Raw genomic sequence first — 22,714 nt, 5'->3', positions numbered from 1 at the left:
GCGTTGACTTTTGGCACGCTGTTGAGTTCTCAAGGAACGGACGCTTCCTTCGGACCGCCTTCCAGCGGACCCTCCGGGCTTCGTTCTTTCGTGTTTCCAGCTTATCAGATGTTTTCCGCTCCGTTTCCGGGGCTTCGTTCATCCAACTCGCCGGTGTCTTCCGGGGTTTGACGCCCTGTCCGACGTTTCAAACTCTAGCCGATCCCCGCTCCGAAAAGCGAATCCGACCGCAACCCGATAAAACGAGCACGCCGAATAAGCACCAGGTCGCAGCGCCGAAAAGCGCAAACGACCGGCACGAACCGGAAGTGGTGTTTCAGAGGATTGGCCGCTCCGGGACCGTCCGCGCAGACGCGTGTCCGGTGCTCCCTGCCGAGCGACTAGGAAACACTACCCCTGTCCGGCGCCGGAGGCAAACCCGTCCCGGAGACGGTGCGGGTGCAGAGCGCCCGGCCCGGCTTCACGTACTCGCCGTTGGGGTGGTCGTTGCCGGTGACCCAGTGGCGGGCGGTGGCCTCGTCACGGCCGCCGTCGCGGTGCCGCCGGAGCAGGCGCTCCTCGCGGACCTCGTCCTCGGCGTGGACGTACCAGAGCTCGTGCAGCAGGCGGCGGGCGTCGGGCCAGGGCGTTTCGGCGGAGGCGAGGTAGTTGCCCTCGGTGATGACGAGCCGGGTCCGCGGGCGGACCACGTGGCGGGCGGCGACCGGCTCGTCCAGGGTGCGGTCGAAGTCCGGGACGTAGATGTCCTGGAACCGGTCGCCGGCGATCCGGCGCAGCAGGGCGACGTAGCCGTGGGCGTCGAAGGTCGCCGGGGCGCCCTTGCGGTGGGTCAGGCCGAGGCGGTCGAGCTGGGCGCCGGAGAGGTGGAAGCCGTCGAGCGGGACGTAGGCGGCGGTGCCGGGGCCTTCGGCCCGCTCGACCTCGGCGACCAGGTGGCGGGCCAGGGTGGACTTGCCGGCGCCGGGCGGGCCGGCAAGTCCGAGGATCGTACGGGCGTTGCTGCCCGGGCCTCGGAGGAAGCCGAGGGCAAGGGCGGTGAGGCGGTCCTCGTTCATGGCCGCACCCTACTCAGCGCGCGCCTCCTGTTCAGTGCGCCTCTTTGCTCAGTGCACCTCTTTGCTCGGCGGTCGGCTTTGCTCAGCGGTCGGCGAGGGCGGGCAGGTCCAGGGTGAGGGTGCCGGCGTCGGCGTCGAGCAGGGCGGGCACGCCGAGCGGGACGGTGAGGGTGGAGGGGCAGTGGCCGAAGCCCAGTTCCCAGAGCACGGGGACGCCGAGCCCGCCGAGCCGGTCGAGCATCACGTCCCGGACCCGCTGGGGCCGTCCGCAGCCCTCCCAGGAGCCGAGGGCCAGGCCGGCCACGCCGTCGAGGGCTCCGGAGCGCAGGAGCTGGGTCAGCAGCCGGTCGAGTTGGTAGGGGTGCTCGTTCACGTCTTCGAGCAGCAGGACGGCGCCCTCGTACGAGGGACGGGCGGCGGGCGTGCCGCGCTCGGCGGTGAGGACGTGGAGGCAGCCGCCGGCCGTGACGCCGCGGGCGCGGCCGGGGACGAGCGGGGCGGCGGTGGGCGAGGTGAGGACGGTGACGGCGGCGGGGTCGAAGAGGGTGCGGCGCAGGTGCTCGGCGGTCGGGCCGTCGGAGACGAAGGAGGCGCCGGCGGCCAGCGGTCCGTACAGGGTGGCGAGGCCGAGCCGCCGGGCGAAGGCCTCGTGCAGGGAGCTGACGTCGCTGAAGCCGATGAAGGGCTTGGGGGCGGCGGCGCGCATCGCGGTCCAGTCGAGCAGGTCGACGATGCGGTGCACGCCGTACCCGCCGCGGGCGCAGATGACGGCGTCGACGGTGGGGTCGAGCCAAGCGGTCTGGAGGTCGGCGGCGCGGTCGGCGTCGGTGCCGGCCAGGTAGCCGAGGGTGGGGTGGGTGTCGAGGACGTGCGGGGCGACGGTCACGCGGAGCCCCCAGGAGCGGAGGATCGCGCACCCGGCGGTGAGACGTTCGGCGTCGACGGGACCGCTGGGGGCGACGACGGCGACGTGGTCGCCGGGGCGCAGGTGCGGCGGGCGGGTCAGCCCCTGGCCGGGTGTGGTCGGGTGCTGGTCCATGGGCCGGGCCACCTTTCGGACGCGGAAGCGGGGTTCGGGCGGTCGCGCCGTGGCCGCGACCGCCCGGTGACGATATGCCCCGTGCCGACCGGCCGATGTCCGCCGGCCGGCGTGAGGGCTCTTCAGATCGCCGCCCCCATCACCTCCCGCACCTCGGCGAGGGTGGCGTCGGCGACGGCGTTGGCCCGCTCGGCGCCGTCGCGCAGGACCTGCCGCAGGTGGCCCCGGTCGGCGGCGAGTTCGGCGCGGCGGGCGCGCAGCGGGCGGAGGAACTCGTTGACGGACTCCGTGACGGTGCGCTTGAGCGCGGCGGCGCCGCCGTCGCCGATCTCCTCGGCGACGGCCTCGGGGGCCCGGTCCTGGCAGAGGGCGGCGAGCAGGACGAGGCTGGAGACCTCGGGCCGGTCGACCGGGTCGTAGCCGATCCGGCGGTCGGCGTCGGTCCTGGCGCCACGGATGATCCGGGCGGTCTCGTCCTCGGTGGCGCCGAGGGCGACGGCGTTGCCCCGGCTCTTGCTCATCTTTCCGCCGTCGGTGCCGAGCAGCATCGGGGCTTCGGAGAGCAGGGCCTGCGGGCGGGGGAAGACGGCGCTGCCGTCGGCGTGCGGGTAGCGCTCGTTGAAGCGGCGGGCGACGGTGCGGGCGACTTCGAGGTGGGGCAGCTGGTCCTGGCCGACCGGGACCAGGTCGGCCTTGCAGAAGAGGATGTCGGCGGCCTGGTGGACGGGGTAGGTGAACATCAGCCCGCTGACGGCGGACTGCCGGGAGTGGGTGATCTCGTCCTTGACGGTGGGGTTGCGGCCCAGCTCTGCGACGCTGACCAGGCTGAGGAAGGGGAGCAGCAGCTGGTTGAGGGCGGGGACGGCGCTGTGCGGGAAGATCGTCGCCCGCTCGGGGTCGAGGCCGGCGGCGAGGTAGTCGAGGACGAGGTTCTCGGTGTGCTCGGCGAGCCGGTCGGCGAGGTCGCGGTCGGTGATGACCTGGTAGTCGGCGACCACGACGAACATCTCGACGCCCTGGTCCTGGAGCCGGACCCGGTTCCGCAGGGTGCCGAAGTAGTGGCCGAGGTGGAGCGGTCCGGTGGGGCGGTCCCCGGTGAGGACGCGGTGGGCTGCCGGGTCGTCGGACAGGACGGACGCGGCGGCGACGGCGGTGGCCGCGGCGGCGGCGGGACCGGCAGTGGTGGGGACGGTGGCGGTAGGGACGGTGGCGGTGGTCAAGGTGTCTCTCCTCGGTACGGCGGTGGTGGCGGCCGTCCGGGGCGAGGGGCCCGTCCTACGGAAAACGCAGCAGGGCCGTCCATCCCGGACGGCCCTGCTCAGGCGAGTGGTGTGACCGTCCTAGGACGGCCACCAGCACAGGCCGATGAAGCGCTTCATGCGCCCCACGGTAGCGGCAGTCAGTCCTCCACGACCAGTGCCGGGGTGTCCTTGTGCAGCGTCTCGCCGCGGAAGAACTCCGGCCGGATGAAGCCGTACCAGGTCATCAGGCCCGCGCCGAGCAGCAGGATGCCGACGCCGATCACGAAGACCGAGCCGATGCCGAAGACCGAACCGCTGCCGTAGTCGGGGGCCCAGGCGTCGGTGAGGGTCTGGAGGAAGACCGCGGTGAGCAGCACGCCGCCGACGAACGGGGCGACGCCCTTGAGCAGCAGCGCGCGGACACCGGTGCGCAGCGAACCGCGGAAGTACCAGACGCAGGCGAAGGCGGTCAGCGCGTAGTAGAAGCAGATCATCAGACCGAGCGCCAGGATGGTGTCCTGGACGACGTTCTCGCTGATCAGGCTCATCCCGACGTAGAAGACCGCGGTGGCGATGCCCGCCGCGACGGTGGCGTAGCCGGGGGTGCGGAAGCGCGGGTGGACGGCGCCGAAGCGCGGCGGCACGGCGCGGTAGGCGCTCATCGCGAGCAGGGTGCGGGCCACCGGGATGAAGGTGGTCTGCAGGCTGGCGGCGGCGCTGGCGACGACGGCCAGGAAGAGCAGGATGCTCCACGGCGAGCCGAGCACCGGACGGGCCAGCGCGGAGAAGACGTTGTCGGCGGTGGCCGGGTTGCCGAGGCCGTTGCCGGTGCTGCCGACGCCCGCGAACATCTGGGAGGCGATCGCGACCAGCAGGTACGAGCCGACCAGGGTGACCATGGAGATCATCGCGGCGCGGCCGGGGGTCTTGGCGCTGCCCTGGGTCTCCTCGTTCATGGTCAGGCAGGTGTCCCAGCCCCAGTACATGAAGATCGACAGCGACAGCCCGGCGGTGAACGCGCTGAACGAGCTGACCTCGAGCGGGTTGAGCCAGGAGAAGGAGAAACCGATCGAGTCGGGCAGGTCACCGGAGGCGGCCTTCCCGATGGCGATGACGGAGAAGAGCAGCAGCACGGCCAGCTGGAGGCCGACCAGGCTGTACTGGAACCACTTGGTGGCGGTCATCCCCCGGTAGCTCATCGCGGTGGCGCCGGCGATCAGCAGGACCACGGTGAGCAGGTGGACGGCCTTGTTCTGGTCGAGTTCGGTGACCCAGCTGCTGCCGGTCATCTCCCCGAGCATCAGGTACAGGAAGTCGGTCGCGACCCCGGCCAGGTTGGAGAGCACGATGATGGTCGCCACCGTCAGGCCCCACCCGGCCATCCAGCCGACCCGGGGACCGAAGGCCCGGACGCCCCAGGTGAAGGACGTGCCGCAGTCCGGGAAGTCCTTGTTCAGCTCCTTGTACGCGAACGCGACGAGCAGCATCGGCAGGAAGCCGGCCAGGAACACCGCCGGCATCTGCACCCCGACCGCGGTGACGGTCGGGCCGAGTGTGGCGGTCAGGCAGTAGACCGGGGCGACCGTCGAGACGCCCAGCACCACACTGCTCAGCAGGCCGACGGAACCGCCCCGTAGACCCTTGTCCCCCGCTCCCCCAGCGGTCCCCTGATCGACGGGGACCCCACCACTGATGCCACTGACCGGGGCACCCTGCGGAGCGCCGGGCGCCATTGCCCGGCCGCTGCTCGTGTGCTCTGAGAGCTGCTGATCAAACACCAGCGCACCCTAGAGGCGGGCGTGGAAGGTTGAGTAGACCAACCCTTGGTGATCTAAACCACTTGCTTCGATTCGTTCTCGTGACGGCTGTTCGGGTGGATGTATTTACGGCTTGTTAACCCATGTACCTTTGTTTCAAAGGAGTTGGGCCAAGAAAATTTCTCCCTTTTGCCAAGGTTCGACCAGGTTTGCCCCCCGGCCCGGACGGGCCGCTCCCCCCACCGCTCCCCGAGTCGGATAGGTTTGCCTAACCTAATTTCGATCGTGAAAGGAGCGTCGCGTGCCCCCCACCTCCGACGACCCGGTCCTCTCCCCCCGCACCTCCGGCCGTCGCCGGTTCCTCACCGCCGGGATCGCCGGCGGGGCGGTGCTCGGCCTCGGCGGACTCCTCACCGCCTGCGGCAGCTCCGGCGGATCGGGCGGGTCGGGCAGCAGCGGTTCGACCCCGGCCGTCGGCGGCTCCTCCCTGAACCAGAAGTCGGTCAAGCAGGGCGGGGACGACTACGCCGCCGTGATCGAGAAGATGAAGGGCTTCGGCACCGACGCCGCCCCCGGCGTCTACCCGCGCACCCTCAGGCACGCGATGGGCGAGACGGTGCTCCCGGCCAGGCCCACCCGGGTCGTGGTGCTGGACACCGGCGAGCTCGACAACGTCGTCGCCCTCGGCATCCAGCCGGTCGGCATCGTGTACACCGACGGCTCCAAGTCCCTGCCGTCCTACCTCAAGGACAAGGCCGGCAGCCCCGCCGCCGTCGGCACCATCAACAGCCTCAACCTGGAGGCCATCGCCGCGCTCAAGCCGGACCTGATCCTCGGCAGTCAGCTGCGCGCCCAGGACCAGTACGCGCAGCTCTCCAAGATCGCGCCGACCGTCTTCTCGCTGCGCCCCGGCTACCCGTGGAAGCAGAACTTCCTGCTCAACGCGAGCGCCTTCGGCCTGGAGGCCGAGGCCAAGACCCAGCTCGACGCGTACCAGGCGGCCGCCGCGGCGATCGGCGCGAAGCTCGGCGACAAGCGGCCCACCATCACCCCGCTGCGCTTCATGCCGGGCCGCACCCGGCTCTACGCGGAGCTCTCCTTCATCGGCACCATCCTCACCGACGTGCCGCTGCCGCAGCCCGCGATCGAGCAGGTCAAGGAGCTCGCGGTGGAGGTCAGCCCGGAGCAGATCGACAAGGCCGACGCCGACTGGATCTTCTACGGCGTGTACGGCAGCCCCAGCTCGACCAACCAGGACGCGGTGCTCGGCGGCGCGCTCTGGAAGACGCTCGGTGCGGTCAAGTCCGGTCAGGCCCGGCCGGTTTCGGATGAGACCTGGTTCCTCGGGCTCGGCGTCATGGCGGCGAACGTGGTGCTCAACGACCTCAAGGGCTTTGTCGCGCCCGGCAGTTGAGCCAGGCAGGTGAATCCGCCGGGTGAGTCCGTCGGGTGAGCCCGGGTGTGAGCCCGGAGTGAACCCGGCCGGCCGGGCCTGGTCGGCGTCGGCGGGCGGAACGGGGCGGCGTTCCGGTCGTACGGCAACAGTGCCCGCCCGGCGCCGTCTTGGGCGATCCCCGGGTGGGCCCGCGACGGTCCCCGGGTGATTCCGTGGTGGTATCGCGGCGGTGTCGCGGTGGTATCGCGCACACCACCGGGTTGGACGCTTGGAGCTGATCGCGTGGTGCGGGAGGATCGTCGGGACCGTTTCCCGAAGGGCCCGCAGATGACCTCGCTCCACCCCTCCGCAACCGACCCGTCCCTGCCCGGCCCGCCCCGGGACAGCGCCGGATCCTCGCCCCCGCCCGCCCCGACCGGCTCGCCCGGCTCGCCCGGCTCGGCCGTGCCGATGTGCTCGATCGCGACCGCCACCGAGCCCGGTGCGGCCGCGCCCGGCAGCCCGGAGGCGACGGCCCGCCCCGACTCGGTGCCGCAGCCGCGCAGCCGGTACGACGCGGAGGCGCCGCCCGTCCTGCCCGCGGCCGCTCCGGAGGCCGGTGGCGGACCGGCGGACGGCGACCGGACGGACGGCGACCCGCATGACGATGATCCGACCACGGCACGGCTGCGGGCGGCGTTCGCCGAGCGGCTGCGGGCCGCGCACTTCCAGGGCCGCTCCGTCGCCGAGCTGGCGGCCACGTGCCGCCGACCGGTCGCGGAGGTGCGGGCCCTGCTCGGCCTCGACGCGGAGGCCGAGGACGGGTTCGTCCGGTTCGGGCCCGCCACCGCAACGGCGGAGGGCGGCCCGTCCGTCCCGGCGCAGCGCCCGGCGCACGAGGAGCCGCGGATCCTGGGATCCCGGCGGCCGTCACCCTCCCGGCGCCTGCGCCGGATGCACCCGCAGGCCTCCCGGACAGGGCAGGAGGCGACCGCACGGGAGACGGCCGCGTCCGGCCCGGCAGGGCCGGCCCTGCCGGGGGCCCCTGACAGGGTGGGCGAACCCGCCGATGCGGCGGAAGTCGCGGCGCGGACGCCGTCGTTCGGGACTGGCATCGGGGGTGGGGCCGACGCTGCCGCCCCTTCTGCTGTCGACACCGGTGCCGTCGACGCCGCTGCCGTCGGGTCCGCCGCAGCGGTCTCGTGGGCCGAACCGCCGCTCGGCATCCTGATCGGCGGCAGCCCCGGGCCCGCCGAGGCCCTCGGCCGCCCGGAGGAGCGCGCACCGGTCCGCGTGGCGGCCCAGCCGATCCGGGTCGGCCGCGGCACCTGCCTGGTGGTACTGCCCTCCTGGCGGCCCGCCATCGCCGTCTCGGTGCCGACCGAGCAGCTGCTGTCCGCCACCGGGCTCGACCTCGAGCAGCTGGCCGGCGCCCAGCTGACGGTGCTGATGAACCCCGCCGCACTGCACGACCGGGAGCTGGAGCTGCACGGCTGGGAACCCGGTCCGGCCGGGCGGCCCCGGCGCGGCGGGCGCACCTGACCGCTCCGCCGGGCCCGTTCGGCGACTGGCCGAGCGGGCCCGGCGGGCTTGGCCAGCCAGGCCGGCCAGGCGGGCCGAGCAGGTCTGGCGGACTCGGCGGGCCTAGCGGGTGGCCGGGGCGTTCGGGATGTACCCGAGGTCGACGGGCACCGGCGGCCGCCCGTCCACGGCCCAGCCCGTCCGGACCGCGTCCAGCAGTTCCGGCAGCGCGGGCGGCCAGAGCGCGTCGGCGTTCTCGTCGGCGAGGTCGGCCGGGGTCCACCAGCGCCAGTCCAGGATCCGGTCGACGGCGTGCACCGCGCTGACGTCGCCGACCGGACCGCGGTGCGGGCCGCCGGTGAGGTAGATGTGCTCGTGCTGGCGGACCGGGGTGCCGTGCCAGGTGAAGTCGTGCTCCCAGGTGCAGAGCAGCGGGCCGGGTTCGAGGTCGCTCCAGCCCGTCTCCTCCCACAGCTCGCGCCGGGCGCCGTCCCATGGGGTCTCGCCCGGTTCCAGGCCACCTCCCGGCATGGTCCAGTGCACGCCGACCTCGTCGTTGTCCGAACGGAGCAGGAATACCGAGCCGTTCCCGTCCAGGACCACCGTGCGGGCGGCCTGCCTCGGCCTGCGTTTGCGGGGGCGCAGCAGATTTCGCATCGGGTCACTCTCCCAGCGACCATCCGGGGCCGTCGAGCGGTTTCGGCACTCCGGTCGAGTGCACGAGCCGGCCGGTCCGTCGTGGCGGGCGCCGGGCCCACCGGTCCGCCGTACCCTGGCGGCCATGCCCGCACCCGCGATCATCTTCCCCGCCGATCCGCTCAACCCGCGCCGGCCCGACCCGCACTTCGCCTGGGAGGCCAGGACCCTGCGGGAGTTGGGCGGCGAGCTGCACCTGGTCGACCACGACGGGCTGCTCGCCGGGCGGGCCGAGGAGGCCGTGCTGCGGGTGCCGCGGGACAGCGGCCCGCTCTGGTACCGGGGTTGGATGCTGCCCTCCGCCCGGTACGCCGACTTCGCCGCCGCGCTCACCGCCCGCGGCGGCACCCTGCTGACCAGCGCGCCCGGGTACGCGGCCGCCCATGAACTGCCCGGCTGGTACGGCGTGTTCGAGGGCGCGACCCCGGCCAGCGCGTGGATCCCGTCCGAGGGACCGGTGGCGCCCGGGCCGGCGGAGCTGGCGGAGGCCGCGGCCCGGCTCGGCGGGCGCGGGCCGGCGATCGTCAAGGACTACGTGAAGTCGCGCAAGCACGAGTGGTACGAGGCCTGCTACGTACCCGAGTTGGCCGACCTGGCGGCCGTCGGCCGGGTGGTCGGACGGTTCGTCGAACTACAGGGCGAGTTCCTGGCGGGCGGCGTGGTGCTGCGGCGGTACGAGGAGTTCAAGGGCGCGGACCTCCCGGCGGCGGGACCGGTCGGCGCGTACGGCGCGCACGGTGCGAGCCGTACGGGCGGTGCGGCCTGTACGGCTGGTGCGGCCGGGCCGGAGCGGGCGGACGGCGGCGCGCCGGGGAGCGGCGGGCGGGCCGTGGAGGCCCGGGTGTGGTGGCTGGACGGCCGACCCGTCCTGGTCGGGCCGCACCCGGACGCCCCGCGCCGGGCCGTCGAGCCCGACCTCACCGACGTCCCGGCGCTGGTCCGCCGGCTCGGCTGCCGCTTCGTGACCACCGACCTCGCCAGCCGGGCGGACGGCTCCGGCTGGCGGGTGGTCGAGGTCGGGGACGGGCAGGTGAGCGACCTGCCGCGCGGGATCGACGCCTCGGAGCTGCTGGCCGCGCTGATCACCGCCTGACTGCCTGACGGTCCGCGCGGGAGGGACCGTCAGGCAGTTCGGAGTGTTCGGGCTCCGGGTTCGGGGCCACGCGTGCGGGCCTCCGGGTGCGGGGCCGCCCTACCCGGCGGCGACGGCCTCGGCCACCGGGTGGCCGTCGGCGATGAACGCCTGCCAGAGCCGGCTGTAGGTGCCGCCCCGGGCGAGCAGTTCGGTGTGCGTGCCGTCCTCGACCACCCGGCCGTGGTCCAGCACGACCACCCGGTCGGCGCGCTCGGCGGTGGTCAGGCGGTGGGCGATGACCAGGGTGGTCCGGCCGCCGCTGAGCCGGTCCGCGGCCTGGTTGACGGCCGCCTCGGTGGCCAGGTCGAGCGCCGCCGTGGCCTCGTCGAGCAGCAGGATGTCCGGGTCGACCAGCTCGGCCCGGGCCAGCGCGATCAGCTGGCGCTGGCCCGCCGAGAGGTTGCGCCCGCGGCTGGCCACCTCGTGGTCGTAGCCGTCCGAGAGCCGGACGATCATGTCGTGCGCGCCGACCGCCCGGGCCGCCGCCTCCACCTCGGCCGCCGAGGCGCCCGGCCGGCCGTAGGCGATCGCCTCGCGGACCGTGCCCGCGAAGAGGTACGCCTCCTGCGGCACCACGCCCAGGCGGTGGCGGTACTGCGCCAGGTCGTAGCGGGTGAGGTCGACCCCGTCCACCCGGACGGTGCCCTCCGTCGCGTCGTAGAACCGGGCGACCAGCTTCACCAGCGTCGACTTGCCGGCGCCGGTCTCGCCGACCAGCGCCACCGTCTGTCCGGCCGGGATGTGCAGGTCCACGCCGCTCAGCACGGTCGGGGCGCCGTCCGCGCCGCCGTTGTAGGCGAAGCCGACCCCCTCGAAGGAGATCTCGCCGCGCAGGCCCCCGGCCACCGGGACCGGGTCGGCCGCCTCGGCGGTGGCGGTCGGGGTGCGCAGCAGCTCGCGGATGCGGCCGAGGCCCACCGAGGCCTGCTGGTACCCGTCGAACACCTGGGACAGCTGGTTGACCGGCGCGAAGAACAGGTCGATGTAGAGCAGGTACGCGACCAGCGCACCGACCGTCAGCGTCCCGGCGTCGACCCGGGAGGCGCCGACGATCAGCACCAGCGCGGCGGCCACGCTGGAGAGGAACTGGACGAACGGGAAGTACAGCGAGATGTAGAGCTGGGCCCGGACCCGGGCCTCGCGGTAGGCGATGCCGCGGGCCACGAAGCGGTCGGTGTTGGTGTCCAGGCGGCGGAAGGCCTGGACGATCCGCATGCCGGCCACGTTCTCCTGGAGGTCGGCGTTGACGGTGCTGATCAGGTCGCGGGAGCGCTCGTACTGGTCCTTGGACTTCTTGCGGAACACCAGGGTGGCGATCACCAGCAGCGGCAGGACCGCGAAGACCACCAGGGCCAGGCCGGCGTCGATGATCAGCAGGGCGGCGAAGATCCCGGCGAAGGTCAGCAGGCTGACCACGGCGGTGACCATGCCGGTCTGGAGGAAGGAGGTCAGCGAGTCCAGGTCGGTGGTCATCCGGGTCATGATCCGGCCGGTCAGCTCGCGCTCGTAGTAGTCCAGGCCGAGCCGGTTGAGGTGGGCGAAGATCTTGAGCCGGAGTGTGTAGAGGACCCGCTCGCCGGTACGGCCGCTGACCCGGTTCTCGGCGCTCTGCACCACCCAGTCCAGCAGGACCACGACGAGAGCGGCCAGCGAGGCCACCGCGACGCCGGACATCAGGCCCTTGCGGACGCCCTCGTCGATGCCGTGCCGGATCAGCACCGGCAGCACCAGCCCGGCCGCCGCGTCCAGGGCGACCAGCAGGAGGGCGATGAGCAGCGGGGTGCGGAAGGGGCGCAGCAGGCGGCTCAGGCTGAAGTCGGGGTCACCGGCCTCGGCCTCGGCGCGGGGGACGGCCGGGACGTCGGAGGCGGGCGGGAGGGCCGCGACCTTGTCCAGCAGGTCGGGGTCGGCGGTGCGGGCGGCCTTGGCCAGGGCGGGGGTGGGGAGGGCGGGGGCGGCCGGGGTCGCCGGGGTTCCGGGGGTTGCGCCGGTTCCGGGGGTTGCGCCGGTTGCGGGGGTTGCGCCGGTTGCGGTGGTTCCGCCGGCTACGGGGGTTCCGGGTGCCTCTGCGGACGCCGGCTCGTCGGACGCCGCTTCGAGGGCGGACTGCCGGTCGGCGTGACCGGCCTCGGGATCGGTGATCAGGGCCCGGTACTGGGGACATCGGGCTTCGAGTTCCTCGTGCGTTCCGAGGTCCAGCAGCCGGCCGCGCTCCAGCACGGCGATCCGGTCGGCGAGTTGCAGGGTCGAGCGGCGGTGGGCGATCAGCAGCGTGGTGCGGCCGGTCATCACCGAGCGCAGCGCGTCGTGGATCTCCGCCTCGATCTGCGGGTCGACCGCCGAGGTGGCGTCGTCCAGCAGCAGGATCCGGGGGTCGGTGAGGATCGCCCGGGCCAGCGCGATGCGCTGGCGCTGGCCGCCGGAGAGCGTCAGGCCCTGCTCGCCGACCTTGGTGTCGTAGCCGTCCGGCAGCGCGCGGACGAACTCGTCGGCCTGGGCGGCGCGGGCGGCGGCGACCACCTGCTCGTCCGTCGCGTCCGGGCGGCCGTAGGCGATGTTGGTGCGGACCGTCTCGGAGAAGAGGAAGCTCTCCTCGGGGACGATGCCGACCGTCGCGCGGACCGAGTCCAGGGTGAGGTCGCGCAGGTCGTGGCCGTACAGGCGGACGGTGCCGGCGGCCGGGTCGTAGAAGCGGGGCACCAGCTGGGCCACCGTCGACTTGCCGGAGCCGGAGGCGCCGACCAGGGCGAGGGTCTCGCCGGGGGCCAGCTTCAGGCTGAGGCCGTGCAGGACGGGGGCGGGGTGCTCGGGGTCGTAGCGGAACTCGACCCGGTCGAACTCCAGGGCGATGTCGGGGGTCCGCGGGCCGACGAGCGCTCCTCCCGGAGTGCTCTGCGGCGCGCTCTCCGGGCTCTCGCCGTGCGCGAGGTCCAGGGTGCGGGCGTCCGGACGCTCCTGGACCAGCGGGCGCTCGTCGATCAGCTGCAGGACGCGCTCCACCCCGGCCCGGGCCTGCTGGCCGACGGTGATGACCATGGTCAGCATCCGCACCGGGCCGGTCATCTGGGCGACGTACGTGGAGAAGGCGACGAAGGTCCCGAGGGTGACCCTGCCGTCGACGGCCAGCCAGCCGCCGAAGGCCAGGACGCCGACCTGGGCGAGCGCCGGGATCGCCTGCATCGCCGGGTTGTAGCGGGCGTTGAGCCGGATCGACCGGAGCCGGGCCGCGAAGAGGTTGCGGGAGGCCGTCTCCAGCTTGTCGAGCTCCTGGGCCTCCTGGCCGAAGCCCTTGACGACGCGGACGCCGCCGATCGCGCCGTCCACCACGCCCGCGACGGCCGCCGCCTCCTGCTGGGCGGCCCAGGTGGCGGGGAAGAGGCGCTTGCGGCTGAACGCCGAGACCCACCACAGCGCGGGGGCCATGACCACGGTGATCAGGGTGAGCGGCGGGGACAGCCAGACCATCACGACCAGCGACATGACGAACATCAGCAGGTAGCCGGTCATCATCGGCAGCATCGAGAGCAGGCCGTTGACCAGCTGGAGGTCGGAGGTCGCGCGCCCCACCACCTGCCCGGTGTCCAGCCGGTCCTGGCGGTGGCCGTCCAGCCGTCCGAGCGAGCGGAACAGGTCGCTGCGCATCTCGTGCTGGACGTCCACCGCGAGCTGGCCGCCGTAGTAGCGGCGGACCTGGGTGCAGCCGAAGACCACGAGGGCCGCGAGCAGCAGCACCACCGCCCAGGGGACCAGCGAACGGGTGCGGGCGACGATGACGTCGTCGATGATCAGCTTGGTGACCAGCGGCACCAGCGCGGTGACGGCCATGCCGAGGAGCGAGGCTCCGAAGGCGAAGAGCAGGCTGCGGCGGGACCGCCAGCTGTAGCCGACCAGGCGGCTGAGCCAGCCGGCCGACTCGGCGGCGCTCTGGGGGGCGGGCTCAGAAGCCTCGGCGCTCTTGGCGGCGGGCCGGACGTTGTCGGGGGCGGGCTCGGCGTCTTCGGCGGCCGGCCCGGTGTTCCCGACGGCGGCCTGCGGGCTGTCGACGGGGGCCTCCGGGGTCGTGCCGGGGGCCGGGGGGCCGCTCGGGGATTGCTCCACCGTGGATCCGTGAGTCTCAGGCATATTTAGGGATGCTAACCATTTCGTCGGGTGGTCGCCACGGCGTTTTCCGCCCCGGACGGGTTCGGAACGGGCCCTGACAGCCCGGATCATCCGGTCCGGCGGACTCGCCAACAGTCGATGGCCTGCGGTGATTCCCGGCCGAACACTCACATGGCCCACTCCGCCCGGGCATTTCCAGAGTCGCCGACGACCCTCGCGACACCCAGCGGCCACGGGCGGACGGGCGCCGTCCTTTGGGACTAGGCCTCCGGACGGGCCAACGGGGCGGGCTCCGGGCGGGCTCCGGGCGGGCTACCGATGGGGACGTTCACCGGCAGACCTTCGCTCCCGACCATTCTCCGCCGGACCGCTCTTCGTCGAAAACGAAGCCGGGAACGGAGCCGGGAACGGAGCCGAGGGCGCAACCGGAACCGTGGTCGGAGCCGGAGCCGGGGCCGGGGATGCGGGCTCAGGCCTCCGCGGCCGCCGGACCGCCGACGGGAGCGACAACGGCGCCGGGGACGACAGGGACGCCGGGGCCGCCGGCCGAGCCCGCGGCCGCCGCGAACGCGCCGTGGGCGAGGGCGTGGAGCAGGGCGGCCATGCCGTCGCGCTGCAGGGCGGCGCGCTCGCCCTGATCGGGGTTCGGGCCGAGGCTGTGCGGGGTCGAGTTGATCAGGCCGAAGACGGCGTGCACGGCGGCCCGGGCCACCGGCTCGGCGGCGGGGTCGGCCAGCGGCGGGTAGGCCTGCCGGACCACGTCCACCCACAGTTCGACGTAGCCGCGCTGGAGCCGGCGGACGGTGCGCCGGTCCTCCTCCTTGAGGTTCAGCAGCTCGCGGTCGTGCAGGGTGATCAGGTCCCGGTCGCCCAGCGCGAAGTCGACGTGGCCGCTGATCAGCGCGTCCAGCGTGGCGGCCGGGCCCTCGCCGCCGCCCGCGCGGCGGCGCCCCTCGTCCAGCAGGCGCTCGCTGATGCCGATCAGCAGGTCCGCGAGCATCGCGTCCTTGCCGGCGAAGTGGCGGTAGAGCGCGGGGCCGCTGATGCCGACGGCCTTGCCGATCTCGTCCACGCCCACGCCGAGGAAGCCCCGGGCGGCGAACAGCCTCGCGGCCTCCCGGCGGATCTGGTCACGGCGGGGGAGCGCGGAGGCGGCGGGGACGTTGGGCATGCCGTCCATCGTAGACAGTCGGGTTATCGGCCGTTAACCTGGGCGCGTAAGTTAACGTTAATTAACGTGGCGATCACGGGCGGACCGCACCCGGCTGCCCACCTGGTCCGAGGGCAAGGGAGCTCTTGGGAATGGTCAACTCAACCGCCGGCACACCCACCGGCGTCCGGCTCGTCGCAGCGACGGGCACGGCGGCGGCGCCCGGCGCCGCCCCGTCCGCGGCAGCCGCACCGGCACCCCGGCTCGGCAGCTCCGCCGACCCGGGCTCCGAGGCGTACCGCGCCAACACCGAGGCGCACCGCGCCCTGGTCGCCGAGCTGCGCGCGAAGCTCGACGCGGCCGCCCTGGGCGGCGGCGCCAAGGCCCGCGCCCGGCACACCTCACGCGGCAAGCTGCTGCCCCGCGACCGTGTGGACACCCTGCTCGACCCGGCCTCCCCCTTCCTGGAGCTGGCCCCGCTGGCCGCCGACGGGATGTACGACGGCGCGGCCCCCGCGGCCGGAGTGATCGCCGGCATCGGCCGGGTCGCCGGGCGCGAGGTGGTGGTGGTCGCCAACGACGCCACCGTCAAGGGCGGCACCTATTACCCGATGACGGTGAAGAAGCACCTGCGCGCCCAGGAGGTCGCGCTGGAGAACCGGCTGCCCTGCGTCTACCTGGTGGACTCCGGCGGCGCCTTCCTCCCGATGCAGGACGAGGTCTTCCCGGACCGCGACCACTTCGGCCGGATCTTCTACAACCAGGCCAGGCTCTCCGCCGCGGGCATCCCGCAGATCGCCGCCGTGCTCGGCTCGTGCACGGCCGGCGGCGCGTACGTCCCGGCGATGAGCGACCAGGCCGTGATCGTCCGCAACCAGGGCACGATCTTCCTGGGCGGTCCGCCTCTGGTGAAGGCCGCCACCGGCGAGGTGGTCACCGCCGAGGAGCTGGGCGGCGGCGAGCTGCACTCCCGCACCTCGGGCGTGACGGACCACCTGGCCGAGGACGACACCCACGCCCTCTCCATCGTCCGCACGATCGTGGCCGGGCTCGGCCCGCGCGAGGCCAGGCCGTGGCCGCTCACCCCGGTCGAGCCGCCGGCCGTCGACCCGGCCGGCCTGTACGGCGCCGTGCCGGTCGACCCGCGCACGCCCTACGACGTGCGCGAGGTGATCGCCCGGCTGGTGGACGGCAGCCGGTTCGCCGAGTTCAAGGCCGAGTACGGTGCCACCCTGGTCACCGGCTTCGCCCGGATCCACGGCCACCCGGTCGGTATCGTCGCCAACAACGGCGTGCTGTTCGCCGAGTCCGCCCTCAAGGGCGCCCACTTCATCGAGTTGTGCGACCAGCGGGGCATCCCCCTCCTCTTCCTCCAGAACATCACCGGGTTCATGGTCGGCCGGCAGTACGAGGCGGGCGGCATCGCCAAGCACGGCGCCAAGATGGTCAACGCCGTCGCCTGCACCCGCGTCCCGAAGCTGACCGTGGTGATCGGCGGATCGTACGGAGCCGGCAACTACTCGATGTGCGGCCGGGCCTACTCACCCCGCTTCCTGTGGATGTGGCCGGGCGCCAAGATCTCCGTGATGGGCGGCGAGCAGGCGGCCTCCGTCCTCGCCACCGTCCGCCGCGACCAGTTGGAGGCGCACGGCGAGCAGTGGCCGACCGAGGCGGAGGAGGAGTTCAAGCGCCCCGTCCGCGAGCAGTACGAGCGCCAGGGCAACGCCTACTACGCCACCGCCCGGCTCTGGGACGACGGCGTGATCGACCCGATGGACACCCGCACCGTCGTCGGTCTCGCCCTCACCGCCTGCGCCAACGCCCCGCTGGCGCCGCCCGCTCCGTACGGCGTCTTCCGCATGTGACGCCTCCTCGTGTCACCCCCGCGTCCGTGAATCCTCCCTTCCGGGTGTGACTCCCCGCGGCGCCGGCCCACCCGGGCCGGCGTCCGACCGCCCACCGCCACCTCCTTCGTACGGCTCCCCTCGACCCGGAGGAACGCCTCCCATGTTCGACACAGTTCTGGTCGCCAACCGCGGCGAGATCGCCCTGCGGGTGATCCGCACCCTGCGACGGCTCGGCGTCCGTTCGGTCGCCGTGTTCAGCGACGCGGACGCCGACGCGCCGCACGTCCGCGAGGCCGACGTCGCGGTCCGGCTCGGCCCGGCCGACCGCAGCGACAGCTCGGCGACCGAGACGTACCTGCGGACCGACCAGATCCTGGCCGCCGCCCGCCGCACCGGCGCCCAGGCCGTCCACCCCGGCTACGGCTTCCTCGCCGAGAACGCCGGCTTCGCCCGCGCCTGCGCCGACGCGGGCCTCGTCTTCATCGGACCACCTCCCGGTGCGGTCGAGCTGATGGGCGACAAGATCAACGCCAAGGAGGCCGTCCGGGCCGCCGGCGTCCCGGTGGTCCCCGGCAGCCAGGCCACCGCGCCCACCGACGAGGACCTCGTCGCCGCCGCCGACGAGATCGGCTACCCGGTGCTGCTCAAGCCGTCCGCCGGCGGTGGCGGCAAGGGCATGCGCCTCGTGCGGGACCGCGCCGACCTGCCCACCGAGATCGCCGCCGCCCGCCGCGTCGCCCGCACCGCCTTCGGCGACGACACCCTGCTGCTGGAGCGCTGGGTCGACCGGCCGCGCCACATCGAGGTGCAGGTGCTCGCCGACGCCCACGGCACCACCGTCCACCTCGGCGAGCGCGAGTGCAGCCTGCAGCGCCGCCACCAGAAACTGATCGAAGAGGCTCCCTCCGTTCTCCTCAACGCCGAGACCCGTGCCGCGATGGGCGCCGCGGCCGTCCGCGCCGCGGAGTCCTGCGGCTACACCGGTGCCGGCACCGTGGAGTTCATCGTTCCCGGCATCGACCCGGACGCCCCCGCCTCCGCCGCCGAGGGGGTGCGGGACTTCTTCTTCATGGAGATGAACACCCGCCTCCAGGTGGAACACCCCGTCACCGAGCTCGCCGTCGCCGTCGGCGCGGACGCGGCCCGGCTCGACCTGGTCGAGTGGCAGGTGCGCGTCGCCGCCGGCGAAGCGCTCTCCTTCGCCCAGTCCGACATCTCCTTCCTGGGCCACGCCATCGAGGCCCGCATCTGCGCCGAGGACCCGGAACGGGACTTCCTGCCCACCGGCGGCCGCATCCTCACCCTGGACGAGCCCCGGGGCGAGGGCATCCGCGTCGACTCCGGGGTCGCCCCCGGAACCGTCGTCACCAGCGCCTACGACCCCATGCTCGCCAAGGTCATCGCGTACGGGCCCGACCGCCCGACCGCGCTGCGCCGGCTCCGCGCGGCGCTGGCCGACACCCGCATCCTGGGTGTCACCACCAACACCGGCTTCCTGCGCCGACTGCTCGCCCACCCCGAGGTCGCCGCCGGCCGGCTGGACACCGGCCTCGTGGAGCGGACGGCCCAGGAGCAGCCGGCCCTGCTCACCTCGCCGTACTCCCCCACGAACGCGACCGACCCGGACGTGGCCGACCCCGACGCGGCCTCGGCGGCCGAACCGCCGTCGCCCGTTCACCTCCTCTACTACGCGGCCGCGCTGGCACGGCACCTGGAACTCACTCCGCCCGCCGATCCCGGCGGCTGGACCGACCCGTTCTCCCTTCCCTCCGGCTGGCGCCTGGGCGGCACCCCTGCCTGGACCACCCACCGACTCCGCACCCCCGGCCAGGACCCGGTAGCGGTGAGCATCCGTTCGATCACTGCGGGCAACGTAGCCGATGCCACTGACAATTCCGCCGGGCCCGCCCGCGAGCTGGAGCTCCGGCTCGACGGGGGCCCCGCGCACCGCGCCCGCGCGAGCCTGGCCGGCGACCGGCTGCACCTGACCGTCGACGGCCTCCGGACCACGTTCTCGCTGGCCACTGACGCCACCCCCGGCCCCGCCGCCGGACCGGCGACCTGGCTCGGCGTCGAGGGCGACGCCTGGCCGCTGCACGCCTACGACCCGGTCGTCGAGAGCGCCACCGGGGCCGGCGCGCACCACGGCGCCCTGACCGCCCCGATGCCCGGCACCGTCACCGTCGTCAAGACCACGGCGGGCGAGACGGTCCGCAAGGGACAGCCCCTGCTCGTGCTGGAGGCCATGAAGATGGAACACGTGATCGCCGCACCGCACGACGGCGTGGTGGCCGAGCTGCGGGCCACCGCCGGCGCCACCGTCGCGATGGAGGACCTGCTGGTCGTGGTCACCCCGGTCGAGGACGCGTCGATCGAGGGCGCCCCGGCCGGGCCGGCCGCCGCCACCGTCCCCGCCGGGCCCGCGGAGGTGCGGTCGTGACCACCCCCACCCCCGCCCGCGAGCCCGACGCCCTCGACCTGGGCCTGCCCGATCCGGTCCGCGCCCCCGGCCTGCCCGAGGAGGTCCGGATCCACGAGGTCGGGCCGCGCGACGGCCTGCAGAACGAGAAGTCCCTGGTACCGGTCGAGGTCAAGGCCGAGTTCATCGCCCGGCTCGCGGCCGCCGGGCTGCGCACCGTCGAGGCCACCAGCTTCGTTCACCCGAAATGGGTACCGCAGCTGGCCGACGCCGAGGAGCTGGTCCCCCGGCTCGCCGGTCTGCCGGAGCTCCACCCCGGCCTGCGGCTGCCGGTGCTGGTGCCCAACGAGCGCGGCCTGGACCGCGCGCTCGCCCACCACGCCGCCGACATCGCGGTGTTCGCCAGCGCCACCGAGACCTTCGCCCGCCGCAACCTCAACCGCTCGGCGGACGAGGCCATGGCGATGTTCCGCCCGGTCGTGGGCCGGGCCACCGAGGCCGGGGTCGCGGTCCGCGGCTACCTCTCGATGTGCTTCGGCGACCCGTGGGAGGGCCCCGTCCCGGTCGACCAGGTGGTCCGGTACGGCGTGCAGTTGCTGGAGCTGGGCTGCGCGGAGCTGAGCCTCGGCGACACCATCGGGGTCGCCACCCCGGGCCAGGTCACCGCCCTGCTGGCGGGTTTCGCGCGGGCCGGCGTCCCGGTCGACCGGCTCGCCGTGCACTTCCACGACACCTACGGCCAGGCGCTCAGCAACACCCTGGCGGCCCTGTGCGAGGGCGTCACCACGGTGGACGCCTCGGCGGGCGGCCTGGGCGGCTGCCCGTACGCGAAGAGCGCCACCGGCAACCTGGCCACCGAGGACCTGGTCTGGATGCTGCACGGGCTCGGCATCCGGACCGGCGTCGACCTGCGCTCCCTCGTCGCGACCAGCGGGTGGATGGCCGGGCGCCTCGGCCGCCCGAGCCCGTCCCGCACCGTCCAGGCCCTGCTCGGCTCCGCCGGGGGCTGACCACCCGCTCCCGTCCCCGGCGCCGGCCGCCCGCACCATCCGGCCGACGCCCCGCACCACCCGCACCGATCGACAGTCCATCCCTCAATCGCACCGTGCGACCGTCACACCGTCCGACGGACGCCGGTCACCCCGCTCACGTCCGCGGCCGACCCGGCCGGGCGCCAGGAGGATCACCATGCTCGACCACAGGCTCAGCAGCGAGTACGAGGAACTGCGGCGCACCGTCGCCGAATTCGCCCAGGACGTGGTGGCGCCGAAGATCGGCGAGTTCTACGAGCGGGAGGAGTTCCCGTACGAGATCGTCCGGGAGATGGGGCGGATGGGCCTCTTCGGCCTGCCCTTCCCGGAGGAGTACGGCGGCATGGGCGGCGACTACTTCGCCCTCGGCCTCGCCCTGGAGGAACTCGCCCGCGTGGACTCCTCGGTGGCGATCACCCTGGAGGCCGCCGTCTCGCTCGGAGCGATGCCGATCTACCGGTTCGGCACCGAGGAGCAGAAGCGCGAGTGGCTGCCCCGGCTGACCTCGGGCGAACTCCTCGGCGCCTTCGGCCTCACCGAGCCGGAGGGCGGGTCGGACGCGGGGGCCACCCGGACCACGGCGCGGTACGACGAGGCCACCGACGAGTGGGTCATCAACGGGACCAAGTGCTTCATCACCAACTCCGGCACCGACATCACCGGCCTGGTCACCGTCACCGCGCTCACCGAACCGATCGCTCGTTCGAGTGAAGAGGGCGAATTCCGCTCGCCTGCACGGGAGATCTCCTCCATCATCGTGCCCACCGGGACCCCCGGCTTCCAGGTCTCGAAGAAGTACTCGAAGGTCGGGTGGAACGCATCCGACACCCGCGAACTGTCCTTTACCGACTGCCGCGTTCCCGCGGCCAACCTGCTGGGCGAGCGTGGCCGAGGCTACGCCCAGTTCCTGCGGATCCTCGACGAGGGCCGCATCGCGATCGCGGCCCTGGCCACCGGCCTGGCCCAGGGCTGCGTCGACGAGTCCGTGAAGTACTCCGGCGAGCGCCGGGCCTTCGGCCGGCCGATCGGCGCCAACCAGGCCATCCAGTTCAAGCTTGCCGACATGGAGCTGCGCGCCCACACCTCCCGCCTGGCCTGGCGGGACGCCGCTTCCCGGCTGCTACACGGCGAACCGTTCAAGAAGGAGGCCGCGATCGCGAAGCTGTACTCGTCCGAGGCCGCCGTCGACAACGCCCGCGAGGCGACCCAGATCCACGGCGGGTACGGCTTCATGAACGAATTCCCGGTCGCCCGCTTCTGGCGCGACTGCAAGATCCTGGAAATCGGGGAGGGCACGTCTGAGGTCCAGCGCATGCTCATCGCCCGGGAGCTCGGCGTCGGTTCGTGACGACCGCATCCTGACGGTCGCCTCCTGAACCACGCCCACCGGGCCGGCACACCGGTCAACACACCGCTCCGCGACGAGAGTTGGGGAGCGCCACGGCGAAGGAGGCGTCAGGGGAAGGCGTCAGGAGGAAACAGCAGGAGGAGGCGTAGGAGGAGGTGTCGCGGCGGCTTCGGGAGAAGCCGCCGGAACAGGGCCTCAGGGGATCACGATCACCGGGCGGTTGGCCCGCCGCGCCAGCCGTCCGGAGACCGAGCCGAAGATCTTGCCGAGAAGGCCGTGCGTCGTGCCGACGACGATCGCGTCGGCGGCGTACTCACGGCCGACCTCCTCGATCTCGTGGCAGATGTCCCCTCCGCGCTCGACCAGGATCCACGGCACCCCGGTGAGGAAGTCCGCGCAGGCGAGCTCCAGGCCGAGGACCTCGGTCCGGTGGTCGGGGAGGTCGACGAAGACGGGCGGCTCGCAGCCCGCCCAGACCGTGGCGGGCAGGCGGTTGGCGACGTGCACGATCACCAGGCCGCACTGCGAGCGGCGCGCCATGCCGACGGCGTAGGCGAGGGCGCGCTCGCTCGACAGCGAGCCGTCGAAGCCGACCACCACACCGTGCTGGAACACCGGGTCGAGGGACGGCGCCGGGGTGTCCTGCCCGGACGGCTCGGTGGGCCCGCCCAGCGGGCCGGCCGCGCCGGAAGCCGCCTCCGGGTACTCGGCCCCCGGGCCCAGGCGGCCCGTCACCGGAACCCCGGCGGGGTCGGCCGGAGGCTCGCCACGCCGCTGGCGGGGCCCCGGGCGGTCACGGCGGGCGAGGCTGCCCCGACGGGCGAGGCCGCGCAGAGCGCGTGCGAAGCCCAGCGGGCCGTCGCGCCCGGGGCCGGGCTCCCCTGGCTCCGCGGGCTGTGGCACGTCGGCCGCCGGCCGGGCCGCGCGGGCCGCTCCGGCCGCCTCGAACCCTTCCGCGTCGTCGGCGACGCCGCTGTCGTCGTCGACCCGCTCGTGGCC

At 73.6% G+C, this 22,714-nt stretch carries 15 protein-coding genes; 7 read left to right on the top strand and 8 right to left on the bottom strand.

Going from position 1 to position 22,714, the window contains the following annotated elements; genetic code table 11:
• Positions 1 to 380: 380 nt before the first annotated feature.
• The 4 genes from ACFVU7_RS27070 to ACFVU7_RS27055 all read right to left on the bottom strand — a co-directional run bounded on the left by ACFVU7_RS27070 (position 381) and on the right by ACFVU7_RS27055 (position 5,068).
• Positions 381 to 1,055: a nucleoside/nucleotide kinase family protein gene (locus tag ACFVU7_RS27070; RefSeq protein WP_388047543.1), complete on the bottom strand. Its 675-nt coding sequence runs from the start codon at positions 1,053 to 1,055 to the stop codon at positions 381 to 383.
• An 82-nt stretch (positions 1,056 to 1,137) separates the two neighbouring features.
• Positions 1,138 to 2,094 (bottom strand): LD-carboxypeptidase, encoded by a 957-nt coding sequence (locus tag ACFVU7_RS27065; protein ID WP_380743341.1) that lies wholly within the window; start codon positions 2,092 to 2,094, stop codon positions 1,138 to 1,140.
• A 122-nt stretch (positions 2,095 to 2,216) separates the two neighbouring features.
• Positions 2,217 to 3,224, bottom strand: a complete 1,008-nt coding sequence (gene trpS, locus ACFVU7_RS27060) for a tryptophan--tRNA ligase (protein ID WP_234348619.1) — start codon at positions 3,222 to 3,224, stop codon at positions 2,217 to 2,219.
• Positions 3,225 to 3,493: 269 nt separating this feature from the next.
• On the bottom strand, positions 3,494 to 5,068 hold the full coding sequence (locus ACFVU7_RS27055) for an APC family permease (protein ID WP_049657998.1): 1,575 nt from the start codon (positions 5,066 to 5,068) through the stop codon (positions 3,494 to 3,496).
• Between the two features lie 325 nt (positions 5,069 to 5,393).
• On the opposite strand from ACFVU7_RS27055, the gene ACFVU7_RS27050 reads away from it, so the two are divergent.
• Positions 5,394 to 6,506 carry an ABC transporter substrate-binding protein gene (locus ACFVU7_RS27050; RefSeq protein WP_388047541.1) on the top strand — a complete coding sequence of 371 codons (1,113 nt, stop codon included), beginning with the start codon at positions 5,394 to 5,396 and terminating at the stop codon, positions 6,504 to 6,506.
• Between the two features lie 309 nt (positions 6,507 to 6,815).
• Positions 6,816 to 8,009 carry a hypothetical protein gene (locus ACFVU7_RS27045; RefSeq protein WP_388047538.1) on the top strand — a complete coding sequence of 398 codons (1,194 nt, stop codon included), beginning with the start codon at positions 6,816 to 6,818 and terminating at the stop codon, positions 8,007 to 8,009.
• 102 nt (positions 8,010 to 8,111) lie between these two features.
• On the opposite strand, the gene ACFVU7_RS27040 is transcribed toward ACFVU7_RS27045, so the two are convergent.
• Positions 8,112 to 8,645 (bottom strand): NUDIX hydrolase, encoded by a 534-nt coding sequence (locus ACFVU7_RS27040; protein WP_049660777.1) that lies wholly within the window; start codon positions 8,643 to 8,645, stop codon positions 8,112 to 8,114.
• Between the two features lie 124 nt (positions 8,646 to 8,769).
• Here ACFVU7_RS27040 and ACFVU7_RS27035 point away from each other — a divergent pair, with 124 nt between their 5' ends.
• Positions 8,770 to 9,777, top strand: coding sequence for an ATP-grasp domain-containing protein (locus tag ACFVU7_RS27035; protein ID WP_388047536.1), 1,008 nt, complete (start codon positions 8,770 to 8,772; stop codon positions 9,775 to 9,777).
• Positions 9,778 to 9,876: 99 nt separating this feature from the next.
• Here ACFVU7_RS27035 and ACFVU7_RS27030 read toward each other — a convergent pair whose 3' ends face one another.
• Entirely contained in the window at positions 9,877 to 13,941 is a 4,065-nt protein-coding gene (locus ACFVU7_RS27030) for an ABC transporter transmembrane domain-containing protein (protein ID WP_388047534.1), read from the bottom strand.
• Between the two features lie 448 nt (positions 13,942 to 14,389).
• On the bottom strand, positions 14,390 to 15,091 hold the full coding sequence (locus tag ACFVU7_RS27025; RefSeq protein WP_388047532.1) for a TetR/AcrR family transcriptional regulator: 702 nt from the start codon (positions 15,089 to 15,091) through the stop codon (positions 14,390 to 14,392).
• Between the two features lie 131 nt (positions 15,092 to 15,222).
• Between ACFVU7_RS27025 and ACFVU7_RS27020 the strand changes: the two genes are divergently transcribed.
• From ACFVU7_RS27020 to ACFVU7_RS27005, 4 genes are all read left to right on the top strand, one after another.
• Positions 15,223 to 16,935 (top strand): carboxyl transferase domain-containing protein, encoded by a 1,713-nt coding sequence (locus ACFVU7_RS27020; protein WP_380778055.1) that lies wholly within the window; start codon positions 15,223 to 15,225, stop codon positions 16,933 to 16,935.
• Positions 16,936 to 17,077: 142 nt separating this feature from the next.
• Entirely contained in the window at positions 17,078 to 19,357 is a 2,280-nt protein-coding gene (locus ACFVU7_RS27015) for a biotin carboxylase N-terminal domain-containing protein (RefSeq protein ID WP_388047531.1), read from the top strand.
• On the top strand, positions 19,354 to 20,346 hold the full coding sequence (locus ACFVU7_RS27010) for a hydroxymethylglutaryl-CoA lyase (protein ID WP_388047529.1): 993 nt from the start codon (positions 19,354 to 19,356) through the stop codon (positions 20,344 to 20,346). Before ACFVU7_RS27015 ends, ACFVU7_RS27010 begins: the two co-directional genes overlap by 4 nt.
• 178 nt (positions 20,347 to 20,524) lie before the next feature.
• On the top strand, positions 20,525 to 21,715 hold the full coding sequence (locus ACFVU7_RS27005) for an acyl-CoA dehydrogenase family protein (RefSeq protein ID WP_049653907.1): 1,191 nt from the start codon (positions 20,525 to 20,527) through the stop codon (positions 21,713 to 21,715).
• A 195-nt stretch (positions 21,716 to 21,910) separates the two neighbouring features.
• On the opposite strand, the gene ACFVU7_RS27000 is transcribed toward ACFVU7_RS27005, so the two are convergent.
• On the bottom strand, positions 21,911 to 22,387 hold the full coding sequence (locus tag ACFVU7_RS27000) for a universal stress protein (protein ID WP_049653914.1): 477 nt from the start codon (positions 22,385 to 22,387) through the stop codon (positions 21,911 to 21,913).
• Between the last annotated feature and the right edge of the window lie 327 nt (positions 22,388 to 22,714).

Origin of the sequence: Kitasatospora sp. NPDC058046, from assembly GCF_042885595.1 — a bacterium.
GTDB lineage: Bacteria > Actinomycetota > Actinomycetes > Streptomycetales > Streptomycetaceae > Kitasatospora.
This window is presented reverse-complemented; position numbering and strand designations above follow the sequence as displayed.